Origin of the sequence: Micromonospora citrea (assembly GCF_900090315.1) — a bacterium.
Taxonomy (GTDB): domain Bacteria; phylum Actinomycetota; class Actinomycetes; order Mycobacteriales; family Micromonosporaceae; genus Micromonospora; species Micromonospora citrea.
Window position 1 is genome coordinate 5,329,923 of record NZ_FMHZ01000002.1, and the last position, 14,941, is coordinate 5,344,863.

Sequence of the window (14,941 nt, forward strand, 5' to 3'; positions counted from 1 at the left end):
ACAGACTAAGCGAGTCGACGTAGTCCGATCGGTCACTTGGTCATGAGCGTTCGGTCGAGAGTTGGTGGGACGCGGCGTTCTCGGCTTTGCTCAGCAGGTCGCGGAAACGTGCCGCGCCGGTCACCGGGGACGCCCATCCGGAGGACATCTCGACCAGCCGGGTCTCCGGGCGTTCCAACCAGGACAGGATCCGTTCGGTCTCCTCGGCCGAGGCGCGCGGGATCGGGCCGTGGCCGGGCGGGACGGTCTCGGCGGTCGCCCGGATCGCGGCGATCGTCGGTCGCGGGTGGACCCCGGGCGGCGACACCCCCGCCCCGGCCAGCCGGCCGTGCCGCACCAGCGCCAGCTCCCAGCCGCCCCGGGCGGCCGGGCGGGCGGCGGCCAACTCGGCGATCCCGGTCAGCGCGGCCAGCCGCTGCATGCGCACCGTCGCCCGCAGCACCGCGGTCAGCCGGGACCGCACCACCGCCGCCTCCTCGTAGCGCTGGTCGCGGGAGAGCACCTCGATCCGGGCCAGCAGCGCGTCGACCACCGGCTGCGGGTCGCTGGCGGTCGCGGTACGGAACGGCTCGACCGCGCGGGCGTCGTACTCCTCCGGGGTGATCCGGTGCTCGCAGGGCGCCGGACAGCGACCCAACTCGGCCAGCGCGCAGGCCGGCGTGACCGTGCGCAGCGAGAGCCGGTGGGTGCACTGCCGCAGCGGCACGGCGTCGTGGAAGCCGGCGGCGGCCAGCTCCGCCGTGCGGCGGGAGCTGAACGGGCCGAGGTAGCCGGTGTCGCCGGGGGAGATCCCCCGGACCACCGACAGCCGGGGATAGGGCCCGTCGGTCAGCTTGAGCCAGACCGCCCGCTCCGGGAACTTCGACCGCCGGTTGTACGGCGGGGCGTGCGCCCCGATCAGCCGCAGCTCGCGGACCTCCGCCTCCAGCGAGTGGGCGCACTCGACCGCCTCGACGCGCTCCGCCGCGGCGAGCATCTCCGAGATCCGGGCCCGCTTCTCGGCGGCGGTGAAGTAGCTGCGCACCCGGGTGGCGATGTCGCCGGAGGTGCCGACGTAGAGCGGCCGGTCGTCGGCGGCCCGGAAGATGTAGACCCCCGGCGCCTTGGGCAGCCCTTCGGCCAGGTGCCGCTTGCGCCGCTGGGTGGGGGTGACCGCACGGGCGAACTCGATGGCGTCGCCGATCGTGTCGACCCGGTGCCCGCCGAGCCGGGCGATCAGCCCGTGCAGCACGTCGACGGTGGCCTTGGCGTCGTCGAGCGCCCGGTGGGTCGGCTGGGTGGCGGTGCGGAAGTAGGCGGCGAGGGTGCCGAGCTTGCGGTTGGGCACCTCGTCGCGGGTCAGCACCCGACGGGCCAGGGCGGCGGTGTCGAGGACCCGGGGGTTGGGCCAGCGGTAGCCGTGCGCGGCGCAGGCGGCCTTGAGGAAGCCGACGTCGTAGGGGGCGTTGTGGGCGACCAGCACGGCGTCGGAGATGAACTCCAGGAAGCTCGGCAGCACCTGCTCGATCGGCGGTGCCGGCACGAGCATGGCCTGGGTGATGCCGGTGAGCACCGTGATGAACGGGGGGATGGGCACGCCCGGGTTGACCAGGGTGGCCAGCACGCCCAGCTCCTCGCCGCCGCGCACCTTCACCGCGCCGATCTCGGTGATCCCGCCGCCGTCCGGCGCGCCGCCGGTGGTCTCCAGGTCGACCACCACGAACGTCGTCGCGTGCAGCGGCAGCGCCGGATCGATCCCGCCCGCGCCGGGGTCGAAACCGGCCAGCGGCTCTTGGACGTACTCCGTCTGTGCCATCGGCGGCACGCTAGCGTCCCGGTCCGACACTCCCGTCCCAACGGCACCAGGCGTCGCCATCGGTCTAGGATGAGAGATCGGCTCACTCACCGGGCGGTGGGCCCGGTCGCGGTGGGAGACTTGCCACATGCCCCTCACCGAGCCGCACGACGACCGTCTCCCGCAGGAGGAGTCGGTCGACGCCGCGCGCGGCGCAGGCGGCGACCTCACCGAGGGCGCCGCGGGCGAGGGGGCCGCTCCCGAGCCGGAGCCCGTCCTGCCCGAGCCGGTCCGCCAGCGGATCGTGGCGCTCACCGCCGCCGTGCTGCCCGGGCTGCCCGCCGACGAGGTTCCGGTGCCGCTGCGCCGGGTCGCGAAGTTCGCCCCCAACCGCCGGGCCCGGCTCGGTGCCCCGGCGATCGCCGCCCAGCTCACCGGTGATCCGCTGTTCCGGCAGCGGATCACCGCCCGGGTGCTCGCCGACACCGGTGACCTCGGGGCGGCGGTGCTCGAGGGCACCGCGCCCGCCGCCGCCGACCCGGTCGAGGTGGCCGCACTGGCCTACCTGGCCCGCCCCCGGGGGTGGCGGGAGCTCATCGAGGCCAGCGGCGCGGCGGTCCGCGCGGAGGCCGACAGCGCGGTCGTCGCGGAGCTGGTCCGCGAGGCCGAGCAGCGGGCCACCCGCGCCGAGCACGACCGGGCGGTGGCCCGGGTGGAGGCGGAGAAGCTCCGCGACGAGCTGGCCCGGGTCCGCGAGGAGCTCGGTCAGCTGCGCGAGGAGGCCCGGCAGCTGGGCCGGTCGCTGCGCGAGACGCAGGCCCGCGAGCGCAAGGCCACCGAGCTGCTGGCCACCGAGCGGGGCCGCGCCGCCCGCGCGGCGGCCGACGCCGACGCGGAGCTGCGCCGGGTCCGCGCCCGGCTGGCCGAGGCCGAGGCGGCGGCGGGGGTCGCCCGCGCCACCGCCAAGGAGGCCCGCTCCGTCGACGACGCCCGGCTGTGGCTGCTGCTGGAGACCATCGGGCAGGCGGCCGTCGGGCTGCGCCGCGAGCTGGCGCTCGACCCGGTCGACAAGCTGCCCGCCGACTTCGTCGCCGACGCCTTCGCCGAGCAGCCCACCGCGCCGGCGGCCGGCGCCGCCACCCGCGCCCGCGACACCGACGACCCCGCCCGGCTCGACCAGTTGCTGGCGCTGCCCAGGGCGCACCTCGTCGTCGACGGCTACAACGTCACCAAGCGCGGCTTCGGCGAGATGTCGCTGGAGCAGCAGCGCAAGCGGCTGATCACCGGCCTGGGCGGGATCGCCGCGCAGACCGGCGACGAGGTCACCGTGGTCTTCGACGGTGCGGAACGGGTGCACGGGCTGCCGCCGTCGCCGCGCGGGGTCCGGGTGCTGTTCTCCCGCAAGGGCGAGACCGCCGACGAGCTGATCCGGCGCCTGGTCCGCGCCGAGCCGCCGGGACGGCCGGTGGTGGTGGTCTCCTCCGACCGGGAGGTCGCCGACGGGGTACGCCGGCACGGGGCGTACCCGCTCGGCGCCGACTCGCTGCTGCGCCGCCTGGCCCGCTCCTGACGTTCCCCGCCGTCCCCGCTGACGGGCCGGGGATCGTCGCGCCCACCGACCGGAAGGCGGCTTGCCGTTCCGCGCGCGCCCGACGTCGCTGTCGCGGGCTTGCCCCTGTCCGACCCGGACTGACCCGGCACGCCGCCGGACGCCCGTCCGGGCTGCTTGATCGCATTCGAGGGCTCCGGGGCCGGTTGTCCGTTTCTGTCGTACCCCTCCCGTAGCGTCGGGATGACCGACGGTGGTCGGGCGGTGACGCCGGTGTCCCGCCCGCCGCCGCTGCGCATCAGGAGGCGAGATGCTCATCGACTGCGACGGGTGCGGGGTGCGGGGCGACGGCTGCGCCGACTGCCTGGTGACCGCCCTGTTCGACGCGTCCCCGGCCGACGGGCTGGGCGGCGCCGAGGTCCAGGCGATCGAGGTGTTCGCGCGGGCCGGGTTCGAGGTGGAGGTGCTTCCCGGGCCCCGGCGTCCGGGCGACCGCGCCCGTTCCGCCGGTCGCCGCGCGGCCTGACGCCGCCCGCCGCCGCGGCCGGTGCGGGTCCGGCCCGGGCGGGCGCCGCCGACGCGGGCAATAGGATGGGCGCTCACGGCGGGAGGGAGCGGCGCATGACGCGGTTACGGCGCGGTGGCGGCAGCCCCGGCGCGATCGTCGGCGTCCCCGCCCTCCGACGGGCGCGGGCGGTGCCGCCGGCGGCCCTCCGAAGGGCACGGGCGGTGCCGCCGGTGGGCCCACGGCGTTCGTGGCCTGCCTGCCTCGGACGGTCCCGGCCGGCGAGCCGGCGCCCGGTGCCGGGAGGGTCGCGGTGAGCCCGCGCGGCTGGGCGGTGCTGACCCTGGCCGGCCTGACCGTGGCCCTGGTGGTGGCCGCCGTGGTGCTGATCCCGTGGCAGCGCCCGCCCGCGCCCCGGGCCGACCAGTTGGCCGCGCTGGGCGACCTCCCCGCCGAGCAGGTGGCCCGCAGCCGGGAGTTCCGCTCGGCGCTGCGCCCCGCCGGCTGGGCCGCGATCGCGATCGGCCTGCTGGTCGCGCTGGCGCTCGGCCTGACCCCGCTGGGCGGCCGGCTCGTGGAGCTGGCCGGTCGCCCGTTCGGGGGCCACTGGGCCGCCCAGGCCGTCGTCGGCGGGCTCGCCGTGGTGCTCGTCGCCGACCTGGTCACCCTTCCGTTCGCCGCCTGGCGCCAGAGCGTGCTCACCCGCTACGGGCTGAGCACCAACGGCTGGAGCGGCTGGACGGTCGACCTGCTCAAGTCGTACGCGGTCAGCGCCGTCATCGGAGCGGTGGCGCTGCTGGGCTTCTACACCGTCATCCGGCTGTCGCCGCGCTGGTGGTGGGCGTTCGGCGCGGCCGGCGCGGCGACCCTGGTGGTGCTGCTCTCGTTCGTGCTGCCCGTGCTGGTGGAGCCGGTCTTCAACAGGTTCACCCCGATGGAGCAGGGCCCGCTGCGCACCCAGCTCGTCGAGATGGCGGCTCGCGACGGCGTGCCGGTGCGCGACGTGCTGGTCGCCGACGCGTCGCGGCGCACCCGGGCGGTGAACGCGTACGTCTCGGGGCTCGGGCCGACCCGCCGGGTGGTCGTCTACGACACGCTGCTGCGCGAGGCCACGCCGGCCGAGGTGACCGCCGTCGTGGCGCACGAGCTGGGGCACGCCAAGGACCGCGACGTGGCCGTCGGCACCCTGACGGGGGCGTTGGGCGCCGCCGCCGCGGTGGTCGCGCTCTACCTGCTCGGGTCCTCCGGCCCGTTGCTGCGGCTGGCCGGCGTCGACTCGGTCGCCCAGCCGCGCGCGTTCCCCCTGCTCGTCGCCCTGGTGACGGTCGCGGGGCTGGTGTCCGCGCCGGCGCAGGCCCTGATGTCCCGGCGGGTCGAGGCACGCGCCGACGCGCACGCGCTGGCCCTCACCGGCGACCCGGCCGCCTTCGAGGCGATGCAGCGCCGGCTCGCCGGGATCAACCTCGCCGACCCCGATCCGCCGCGCTGGGAATACCTCTACTCCGCCACGCACCCGTCCACGGTCGAGCGGATGGCCGCCGCCCGCGCCCACGCCAGGGAGGCCGGCCGATGAGCCGTACGCTGCTGATCACCAACGACTTCCCGCCCCGTCCGGGCGGCATCCAGTCCTTCGTGCACAACCTCGCGGTGCGTCAGCCCGCCGGCTCGGTCGTCGTCTACGCCTCGACCTGGCGCGGCGCGGCGAAGTTCGACGCCGACCAGCCGTTCGAGGTGGTCCGGGAGCGCACCAAGGTGCTGCTGCCCACCCCGCTGGTGGCGCGGCGGGCGGCGCGGCTGGCCCGGGCGTACGACTGCGACACGGTGTGGTTCGGCGCGGCGGCTCCCCTGGGGCTGCTCGCCAGCGGCCTGCGCCGCCGGGCCGGCATCCGCCGGGCGGTGGCGCAGACCCACGGGCACGAGGTCGGCTGGGCCGCGCTGCCGGGTGCGCGGGCCGCGCTGCGTCGGATCGGGCGCGGCGTGGACGTGACCACCTACCTGGGCGAGTACACCCGGGTGCGGCTGGAGCGGGCGCTGCACGGGGTGACCGAGCTGCACCGGCTCGCGCCCGGGGTCGACGTGGACGCCTACCATCCGTCGGTCGACGGCCAGGCGGTCCGGCTCCGGCTCGGGCTGGCCGACCGCCCGGTGGTGGTGTGCGTGTCCCGGCTGGTGCCGCGCAAGGGGCAGGACATGCTGATCCGGGCGATGCCCGCGATCCGGCGGCGGGTGCCCGACGCCGCGCTGCTGGTGGTCGGGGGCGGGCCCTACCGGGCCACGCTGGAGAAGCTGGCCCGGCAGGTGGGCGTCGAGCGGGACGTGGTCTTCACCGGCTCGGTGCCGTCGGCCGAGCTGCCGGCCCACTACGCCGCCGGCGACGTCTACGCGATGCCCTGCCGCACCCGCAACCGAGGCCTGGACGTCGAGGGGCTCGGGATCGTCTACCTGGAGGCCTCCGCGACCGGCCTGCCGGTGGTGGCCGGCGACTCCGGCGGGGCGCCGGACGCGGTGCGCGAGGGCGAGACCGGGTTCGTGGTCCAGGGTCGCGACGTCGCCCAGCTCGCCGACCGGGTGGCCACGCTGCTCGCCGACCGGGACCTGGCCCGCCAGTTCGGCGCGGCCGGTCGCGCCTGGGTGGAGCGGGAGTGGCGCTGGGAGGCGCAGGCGCAGCGGATGGCCGCCCTGCTCGCAGGCTGACCGCCCGCTGCCGCCCACGGGACGCGACAGCGGGTGTGGCCGGCGTCAGTGCAGGCGGGCCAGGAGGCGCTCGGCGGAGTCCGGGCGGCCGAAGTGCCAGCCCTGGGCGGCGTCGCAGCCGATCGCCCGCAGCCGGTCGGCCTGCCCGGCGGTCTCCACGCCCTCGGCGGTGACGGTCAGGTCCAGCGCGTGCGCCAGCGACACGAGCGAGGCGAGGATCCGCTCGTCGGCCCGGCTCTCCGGCGCCCGCAGCCCGGCCACGAACTGTCCCGCCACCTTCAGCTCCGTCACCGGCAGGTCCCGCAGGTAGGCCAGGTTGCAGTAGCCGGTGCCGAAGTCGTCGATGGCGATCCGCACGCCGAGGTCGGCCAGCGTCCGCAGCGCCCGGACGGGCTCCTCGGCGGTGCTCATCATGGTGCTCTCGGTGATCTCCAGCTGGAGTCGCTCCGGCGGCAGGCCGGTGCTCCGCAGCAGTCCGCGGACCTCCTGGACCAGGCCGGGACGGCGGACCTGCCGCACGGCCAGGTTGACGCTCACGAACGGGGCCGCTCCGACCGCGGGGGACCAGCTTCCCGCCTGCCGGCACGCCTCGGCCAGCACCCACCCGCCGAGCGGGACGATCAGCCCGGTCTCCTCGGCCAGGCCGATGAAACTGTCCGGCCGCAGCACGCCCAGCTCCGGGTGGCGCCAGCGCACCAGCGCCTCCACGCCGACCACCCGGCCGTCGCGCAGCGACGTCAGCGGCTGATAGTCGAGGTAGAACTCGCCCCGCTCCAGGGCGGCGGGGATGGCCGCCGAGAGCGCGTACCGGGCCAGCTCCCGGCGGTCGCGGTCGGCGTCGTAGAGCGCCCAGCGGGCGCCGCCAGCGGCCTTCGCCCAGTGCAGCGTGCTGTCGGCCGCCCGCATCAGGTCACCGGGGGAGGTGCCGGCCACCGGCCGCTCCACGATGCCGATGCTCGCCGACACGCACAGCTCGTGCCCGTCCACCAGCGCCGGCTCGCGCATCGCGGCCAGCGCCGCCTCCGCCACGGCGACGACGTCGTCGGTGCCGGTGGTGCCCTCGACCAGCACGACGAACTCGTCCCCGCCGAGCCGGGCGACCAGATGCCCGTCGAGGGCGGCGCGGAGCCGGTCGGCCACGGTGACCAGCAGGCCGTCGCCGACCTGGTGCCCGTGCGAGTCGTTGACCACCTTGAACCGGTCCAGGTCCAGGAAGCAGACGCCGACCCGCTCCGCGCCCCGGCCCGGCGAGTCGACCGCGGCGCTGAGCCGCTGGGTGAACAGGGCGCGGTTGGGCAGGTCGGTGAGCGGGTCGTGGGTCGCCTGGTGGCGGAAGCGGGCCTCGCTGGCGCGCAGCGCCCGCTCCGCCTGCGCCCGAGCGGTCATCGCGGCCCGCCGGATCGACTCCTGCTCGTCCAGCGTCCGGTCCCGCAGCGCGCGGGAGTACCCGGTGGCCACGGCGGCCAGCAGCCGCGCCAGCCGGTCCCCGACCTCCTCGCCGACCAGCCCGAGGTCGCGGGCCAGCCGGAGCTGGACGACCTCGACCGTACGCCCCAGCGCCTCGGGCGACGCGATGTGCGCGGCCACCAGCTCGGTGGCGACCCGGTGCCCGACCCGCAGGTCGAACGGCTCGGACAGCAGCGCCGCCGCGAGCTGGTCGGTGAGGTGTTGCAGCAGCGCCTCCAAATGCGCCTGGGTCATCGGCAGGTAGCTGGTGCCGGAGAGGGCCTTCGCCCAGGCCCGGGCGAAGACGCCGGGGCGGGACGGGCCCGTGGCGGTCGCGCCGGGCGGGGCGGTGACCGTCGCCCCGGGCGGCTCACCCACCGAGTCGCCCGACGCCGCCGATGAAGGCCGCGCGCTCCGCGTCCTCGGCGCTGTCGGCGGTCTCCGGTCGCCACTGCGGCACCCAGACCACGCCGGGATCGACCAGCTCGAAGCCGTCGAAGAGGGCGGTCAGCTCGCTGCGGCTGCGCATCCACAGCGGACTGTCCGTGCGCCGGTAGACCCGCTCGGCCTCGGCCCGCTCGTCGTCGCCCCGCCCGTCGGCGCTGGTCTGCGAGAGCACCAGGTAGCTGCCCGGCACCAGCGCCCCGCGCAGCGTCCGCAGCAGTTCGGCGGGCCGGTCGTCGTCGGAGACGAAGTGCAGCACCGCCACGATCAGCACGGCGATCGGCTGGTCGAAGTCGAGCAGCCGGCGGACGTCGGGATGGGCGACGATGCGCTCGGGACGGCGCAGGTCCTCCTGCACCACGACGGCGCGGTCGTTGCCGTGCAGGATCTCCCGGCTGTGCGCCACCGCCACCGGATCCACGTCGACGTAGACCACGCGGGCGTCGGGCGCGTCGCGCTGGGCGATCTCGTGCACGTTGCCGACGGTCGGGATGCCGGAGCCGATGTCCAGGAACTGCCGGACGCCGGCGTCGAGCAGGAACTGTACCGCCCGGCGGAGGAAGGCCCGGTTGGCCTGTGCCATCAGCGGCGCCTCCGGCACGGCGGCCACCATCGCCTGGGCCGCCGCCCGGTCCACCGCGAAGTTGTGCGAGCCGCCGAGGTAGTAGTCGTACATGCGGGCCACGCTGGGGCGTTCGATGTCGATCTCGTCGGGTGCCCAGTCCGGCCGCTGCATGCGCTCACCCCTCATGTCGACGGTGCGGACGCCATTGCCCGCGCCGGTATTCTGTCGGTTCGCCGCCGGGGAGACCATAGCGCGTCACCCACAACCCGCGACGCCGGTCGATACGATGACAGGTCCGCGCCGGCGTCGGCCGGGCGCGGACCTGTCGGTGGTGCGTCGATGGGGCCCGGGCGGTCAGAACTTCGGGGCGTCCGGCGCCTCGAGCAGGCCGAGCCGCAGCGCGGTCATCAACGCCTGCGCCCGGTTGGCCGCGCCCAGCTTCTCGTAGAGCTTCGAGATGTGGGTCTTGGCGGTGGACTCGCTGACGAAGAGCTGCTTGGCGATGCCCGCCACGCTCATGCCGTCGGCGAGCAGCCGCAGCACCTGACCCTCGCGGGGAGAGAGCTGCGGCCCGGACGGGGCCAGCCGGCGCTTCATGGCCTCGGCCAGGTCGGCGGCGGTGAAGGCGCTGGGGGAGGAGGCGGCGTGCCGGGCGGCGGCGACGACCTCGTCGGCCGGCGCGGTCTTGGGCACGAAGGCGCTCGCCCCGGCCTCCAGGGCACCGAAGAGCTGGTCGTCGCCGGCGTACATGGTGAGCACGACGATGCCCATCGAGGCGCTCGACTTGCGCAGCGCCCGGGTGGCCTCCAGGCCGCTGCCGTCGGGCAGCCGCAGATCCATGATCACCACATCCGGCTGCAGCGCACCGGCCTGGCGCACACCCTCCGCCGCCGTGGCGGCCTCGCCGACGACCTCGAACTGCCGGTCACGCTCGAACGCGTGCCGCAGGCCCTTGCGGATCAGGTCGTGATCGTCGACAAGGAGGACCTTGGTACGGGTGGCCGGTGTCGGACTTGTGGTCATCCTCGGGTTACTCCCCTTCTGCTGCCGCTGCGCTACCGCGCACGTTATCGCGCCGGGGCGAGGAGCCGAGCACCACCGCGACGGTCGTGCCGCTCGGTTGGCGCGGCCTGATCTCCAACCGGCCCCGGATACGTTCCGCCCTCTCGGCCATGATCGCAAGACCGTAGTGCCCGTCCGAGCGCTGGTCAGCGATCCCCTGACCGTCATCCGACACTTCGATCTGCGCGTACGGCGGGTCGACCTCGCAGGTTACCCAGAGATTCGACGCCCCGGCGTGCTTGCGCGCGTTGGTGACCGCCTCCTGGGCGATGCGCAGCAGCTCCGCCTCGGTGGCGGCGGGCAGCCGGGCGGTGGACTCGTCGAGGGACAGATGCACCCGCAGCCCGCCCGAGGCGCCGACCGTGCGGGCGTACTCGGCGATGGCGGCGGCCAGCCCGCCGTGCCGGTCGACCTCGCTGCGCAGCTCGAAGAGGCTCAGCCGCAGCTCGGTGATCACCCGGGTCACCTCGCCGCGCAGCGTGCGCAGCGCCTCGGCGGTCTCCTTCGGGTCCTCGTCGACGTACGCCAGGGCGTTGTCGATGCCGTAGCCGACCATCACCAGTTCCTGCGCCACCCCGTCGTGGATCTCCCGGGCCAGCCGCTGCCGCTCCTCGTTGGTGGCCAGCGAGCGGACCTCGTCGAAGAGCAGCGCCGCCTCCAGCCGGAGCGCGGCCGGGCGGGTCAGCCCGGTCACCCGGGCCACCACCCCGGCCGGGTACGCCTGCGCGGCGTCCGCCTCCAGCACCACGAGACCCACCGTACGCACCCCGGCCACCAGCGGCACGATGAGCGCGGAGACCTCCCCGCCGCGGTGCGACCGGGCCTGCGAGCGGGCGGCGGTCTGCGGCTGCTGGCTGGCCCAGGCGTCGGCGATCGCCGAGTCCGCGTCCAGCGTCGTCTCCCAGTCCACCCGGTCCACGCCCACCTGGGCGAGCACCACGAGCCGCCCGCCGCCGCTGGCCGACAGCACGGCAGCCCGGTCGGCCCGGGCCACGGTGCGCAGCTCCTCCAGCAGGTGCTCCGAGATGCCGCCCGGGTCGAGGGTCGCCCCGGGCAGCTGCCGGGCCACCGTGCGCAGCTGGGTGAGCAGCCGGGTCGCCTCGGCGTACGGCTGGGGCTTGCCCTCGTCGCGGACCCGCATCACCCGGTGCAGGGTGCTGGCCGTGTAGAGGCCGAGCCCGGCCAGGAGCAGCCACTGGGCGCAGACCGCCAGGTAGCCGAGCTGGGCGATCTGCCGGACGCCGTCGGCCTCGGTGAGCGCGCCGGCCACCAGCAGGGTGGCCGCGGTGACCGCCAGCAGTGCGGCCCCCTCGGCGAACCGGCGGCGCAGCGCGGTGACCGTCACCGGGACCGCCAGGTAGGGCAGCACCGCGGAGGCGCCCAGCCCGCCGGTCTCCCCGCCGATGGTCGCCACGGCGGCGACCTGGCTCGCGGCCAGCCCCAGCACCACCACCTCGGCCACCCGACTCAGCGGGCCGACCAGCCGGTGCTCGGGCGCCAGCAGCGCCGGCAGCCCGGCGGCGGCGAGCAGCGCGACCCACCAGAGCTGGGCGGGGTCGCGCGTGGCGAACAGGGTCAGGACCGCGACCAGCGCCAGCAGGACCACGCGCGCCGCGGCGGCGAGGGGATGCGGGTGGGGCCGGGTGGGCGTCGAGTCGGGCACGTGACGGATGGTAGTCAGCCCCGGTAGATGTCGGCGATCTCCGCCGCGTACGACTTGTGCACGACCTGGCGCTTGACCTTGAGCGACGGGGTCAGCTCCCCGGTCGCCTCGGTGAAGTCGCGGGGCAGGATCCGGAAGACCTTGATCGCCTCGGCCTTGGAGACCGCCTGGTTGGCGACGTCGATCGCGCCCTGGATCTCGGCCCGCAGGCCCTCGTGCTCGTGCAGCTTCTCGACCGGGGTGTCCTCCGGCAGGCCGACGGAGGCCAGCCACCGCGGCAGCGCCTCCTCGTCGAGGGTGACGAGCGCGGCGATGAACGGCTGCCGGTCGCCGACCACGAGGCACTGGCTGACCAGCGGGTGGGCCCGGACCTGGTCCTCCAGCACGGCCGGGGCGACGTTCTTGCCGCCGGCCGTCACGATGATCTCCTTCTTCCGGCCGGTGATGGTCAGGAAGCCGTCGTCGTCGAGCGTGCCGAGGTCGCCACTGCGGAACCAGCCGTCCGGGGTGAGCACCTCGGCGGTGGCCTCCTCGTTGCGCCAGTAGCCCCGGAAGACGAGGTCACCGGCGATCAGGATCTCGCCGTCGTCGTCGATCCGGATCGTCACGCCCGGCAGCGGTCGACCGACCGAGCCGATCCGGGTGGCGTCGGGCAGGTTCGCGGCGGCGGCGGGGGAGGTCTCGGTCAGGCCGTACCCCTCGCAGATGCTGACGCCGATGCCGCGGAAGAAGTGGCCCAGGCGCGCGCCGAGCGGGGCGCCGCCGGAGATGGCGTCCCGGCACCGACCGCCCATGGCCGCCCGCAGCTTGCGGTAGACCAGCTTGTCGAAGAGCGCGTGCTGCGCGCGCAGCGCCAGGCCGGGCCCGCCGGAGGTCTCCAGCGCCTCGCTGTACGCGATGGCGACCCGCTCCGCCCGGGCGAAGATCCTGCCCTTGCCCTCGGCCTCGGCCTTCTGCTTGGCCCCGTTGTAGACCTTCTCGAACACCCGGGGCACCGAGAGCACGAAGGTGGGGCGGAAGTCCTGCAGCTCGGCGACCAGGTCCCTGGTGTCCGAGCAGTGCCGCATGGTGGCCCGCGCGTGGACGACGCCGATCTGGATCAGCCGGGCGAAGGCGTGCGCCAGCGGGAGGAACAGCAGGGTCGACGCGCCGGGGCGGAAGAGGTTCGGCAGCACCGGCACCGCGTTGGCGATGTCGGCGTACATGTTCCGATGGGTGAGCTCGCAGCCCTTCGGGCGGCCGGTGGTGCCGCTGGTGTAGATGATGGTGGCGAGGTCGTCGGCCCCCACGGCGGCGCGCCGCCGCTCGACCTCCGCCGCGTCGACCGTCGCGCCGGCCCGGACGAGGTCGTCCACCCCGCCGAGGTCGATCTGCCAGACCTGCCGCAGCTCCGGCAGCCGGTCCCGTACGCCGGCGACCAGCGTGGCGTGGGCGTTGCTCTCCACCACGCAGGCCACCGCGCCGGAGTCGGCCAGGATCCACGCGGCCTGCTCGGCGCTGGAGGTCTCGTAGATCGGCACGGTGACCGCGCCGGCCGTCCAGATCGCGTAGTCCAGCAGGGTCCACTCGTAGCGGGTGCGGCTCATCAGGCCGACCCGGTCGCCGGGCTGCACGCCGGCGGCGACGAGCCCCCGGGCCGCCGCGACCACCTCGTCGCGGAACTGCCGGCAGGTGACGTCGGCCCACGTCTGCCCGCCGCCGGTCGCCGTGCCGCCGGGCCGGACGAACTGGACGTCGTCCGGGGCGACCTCGGCGTTGTCCCAGACCGGGTCGGTGAGGTTGGCCGAGTCGCCGACGGTGACGATCGGCGGAACGGAGAACTCGCGCACCTGCACTCCCTCGTGCTCACTGGCCGTGCCGGCCGCCACCACGGGTCGGCTCTGTCGAAACCTACCCGCCCCGGCGGCCGGGCTGAAAAGGCAGGTCGCCCCCCGGGCGGCCGGCGCGGCCGGACGCGCCCGCGGACGCGTGCGGGGGCGGCGCGGCGTGCCGGCGGCCGGCGCCGGGTAGCCTCCCCCCATGGCGGACACCTCCACCCAGTCGATCGTCGTCGGCGCGCCACCGGAACGGGTGGCGGCGGTCATCTGCGACTTCCCGCGCTACCCCGAGTGGACCGAAGCGGTGCGGCGGGTGGAGGTGATCGAGGAGTACGAGGACGGCTACGCCAGCCAGGTCCGGTTCGTCATCGACGCCGGCGTGATGGCCGACGAGTACGTGCTGGCCTACGAGTACGCCGAGGACATCTCCCGGATCGAGTGGCACCTGGTGGCCCCGTCGAAGATGCAGAGGTCCCAGCGCGGCTCGTACGACCTGACGGGCAACCCGGACGGCACGACCACGGTGACCTACACGCTGGAGGTCGAGCTGTCGGTGGGGATGCTCGGCATGTTCCGCCGCAAGGCCGAAAAAATGATCATGGACACCGCGTTGAAGCAGCTCAAGCGCCGGGTAGAAGAACCCGGCGCGGCGCAGTGACGCGGCCGGCGGCAGGGTAGAGGAGCCGACCATGGGTGCGACGGATCCGGGTTCGGCCCGGGAAGAGGCGGAACGGCTGGTCGCCACGCTGCTGGCCGGCGCCCGGCTCGCCACGGCCGGCGGCGCGAACGGCCCCTGGGGTCCGCTCGGTGGGATCGTCTCGGGTGTCCTCGGTCACAGCGGCGGGGCGGGCGGCTCGGCCGGGGCGTCCGGTGGCGGTTTCGCCACCGGCGCGCCCGAATGCTGCGTCTGCCCGGTCTGTCGCGGCATCGCGGCGCTGCGCGACCCGAGTCCCGAATTCGCCGAGCGTCTCGCCACCGGCGCGGGCGACCTCGCCGCCGGGGTGGCCAGCCTGCTGCGCGCCTTCGCCCCGCCGGAGCCCGCCGCCGAACCGGCCGGGTCGCCCGCCGAGCCCGCCGCGTCGCCCGCCGGGACGGGTGGCGCGGACGACCACGTGTGGCGCGAGGCCACCCGTAGCGGGCATGATTCTCAGCCGGCAGCGGAGCGGGACGTCTGGTCCGCCGCCACCCGGGCGGAGGACGTGGCCGCTCCGGCCGCCGCACCGCCCGCCGACGCAGCCGGGCCGGCCGCCGCGGCGACCGTGCGGACCGCCGCCGACCGTCCCGTGGTGCCCGCGACGCGGGCGCCCGGCGACGTGGCCGAGCATCCACCAGGCGACGCGGCCTGACCATCGCACATCCCGACCACGCGCCGGCCGTCCGGCGGCGCGGGCGCGGGGCAGCACAGCAGAGGGGAGTGGCAGC

12 protein-coding genes are annotated in these 14,941 nt (G+C 75.7%); 6 read left to right on the plus strand and 6 right to left on the minus strand.

Annotated elements, in window-relative coordinates:
- Nucleotides 1-40: 40 nt before the first annotated feature.
- The gene (locus GA0070606_RS24435) at nucleotides 41-1,795 is read right to left on the minus strand and encodes a DEDD exonuclease domain-containing protein (protein ID WP_091108128.1); all 1,755 of its coding nucleotides are present in this window, start codon (nucleotides 1,793-1,795) and stop codon (nucleotides 41-43) included.
- Nucleotides 1,796-1,922: 127 nt separating this feature from the next.
- Between GA0070606_RS24435 and GA0070606_RS24440 the strand changes: the two genes are divergently transcribed.
- The 4 genes from GA0070606_RS24440 to GA0070606_RS24455 all read left to right on the plus strand — a co-directional run bounded on the left by GA0070606_RS24440 (nucleotide 1,923) and on the right by GA0070606_RS24455 (nucleotide 6,522).
- Nucleotides 1,923-3,344, plus strand: coding sequence for an NYN domain-containing protein (locus tag GA0070606_RS24440; RefSeq protein ID WP_091104684.1), 1,422 nt, complete (start codon nucleotides 1,923-1,925; stop codon nucleotides 3,342-3,344).
- A gap of 289 nt (nucleotides 3,345-3,633) precedes the next feature.
- Complete coding sequence (locus GA0070606_RS24445) at nucleotides 3,634-3,849, plus strand: hypothetical protein (protein ID WP_091104687.1); 216 nt, start codon at nucleotides 3,634-3,636, stop codon at nucleotides 3,847-3,849.
- A 292-nt stretch (nucleotides 3,850-4,141) separates the two neighbouring features.
- Nucleotides 4,142-5,401, plus strand: a complete 1,260-nt coding sequence (locus tag GA0070606_RS24450; RefSeq protein WP_091104689.1) for a M48 family metallopeptidase — start codon at nucleotides 4,142-4,144, stop codon at nucleotides 5,399-5,401.
- Entirely contained in the window at nucleotides 5,398-6,522 is a 1,125-nt protein-coding gene (locus GA0070606_RS24455; RefSeq protein WP_091104692.1) for a glycosyltransferase family 4 protein, read from the plus strand. The genes GA0070606_RS24450 and GA0070606_RS24455 overlap by 4 nt, the downstream gene beginning before the upstream one ends.
- Before the next feature lie 45 nt (nucleotides 6,523-6,567).
- Here GA0070606_RS24455 and GA0070606_RS24460 read toward each other — a convergent pair whose 3' ends face one another.
- From GA0070606_RS24460 to GA0070606_RS24480, 5 genes are all read right to left on the minus strand, one after another.
- Nucleotides 6,568-8,223: a putative bifunctional diguanylate cyclase/phosphodiesterase gene (locus tag GA0070606_RS24460; RefSeq protein WP_091108130.1), complete on the minus strand. Its 1,656-nt coding sequence runs from the start codon at nucleotides 8,221-8,223 to the stop codon at nucleotides 6,568-6,570.
- Between the two features lie 115 nt (nucleotides 8,224-8,338).
- Nucleotides 8,339-9,148, minus strand: coding sequence for an SAM-dependent methyltransferase (locus tag GA0070606_RS24465; protein ID WP_091104694.1), 810 nt, complete (start codon nucleotides 9,146-9,148; stop codon nucleotides 8,339-8,341).
- Between the two features lie 183 nt (nucleotides 9,149-9,331).
- Nucleotides 9,332-10,000, minus strand: coding sequence for a response regulator transcription factor (locus GA0070606_RS24470; protein WP_007072219.1), 669 nt, complete (start codon nucleotides 9,998-10,000; stop codon nucleotides 9,332-9,334).
- A 7-nt stretch (nucleotides 10,001-10,007) separates the two neighbouring features.
- Nucleotides 10,008-11,702 (minus strand): sensor histidine kinase, encoded by a 1,695-nt coding sequence (locus tag GA0070606_RS24475; protein ID WP_091104696.1) that lies wholly within the window; start codon nucleotides 11,700-11,702, stop codon nucleotides 10,008-10,010.
- 14 nt (nucleotides 11,703-11,716) lie between these two features.
- The gene (locus GA0070606_RS24480) at nucleotides 11,717-13,531 is read right to left on the minus strand and encodes an AMP-dependent synthetase/ligase (protein WP_091108132.1); all 1,815 of its coding nucleotides are present in this window, start codon (nucleotides 13,529-13,531) and stop codon (nucleotides 11,717-11,719) included.
- 190 nt (nucleotides 13,532-13,721) lie between these two features.
- On the opposite strand from GA0070606_RS24480, the gene GA0070606_RS24485 reads away from it, so the two are divergent.
- Together GA0070606_RS24485 and GA0070606_RS24490 are read left to right on the plus strand one after the other, a co-directional pair.
- Nucleotides 13,722-14,177, plus strand: coding sequence for an SRPBCC family protein (locus GA0070606_RS24485; protein WP_091104699.1), 456 nt, complete (start codon nucleotides 13,722-13,724; stop codon nucleotides 14,175-14,177).
- 31 nt (nucleotides 14,178-14,208) lie between these two features.
- Nucleotides 14,209-14,865, plus strand: coding sequence for a hypothetical protein (locus GA0070606_RS24490; RefSeq protein WP_091104702.1), 657 nt, complete (start codon nucleotides 14,209-14,211; stop codon nucleotides 14,863-14,865).
- The last annotated feature ends 76 nt before the right edge of the window (nucleotides 14,866-14,941 follow it).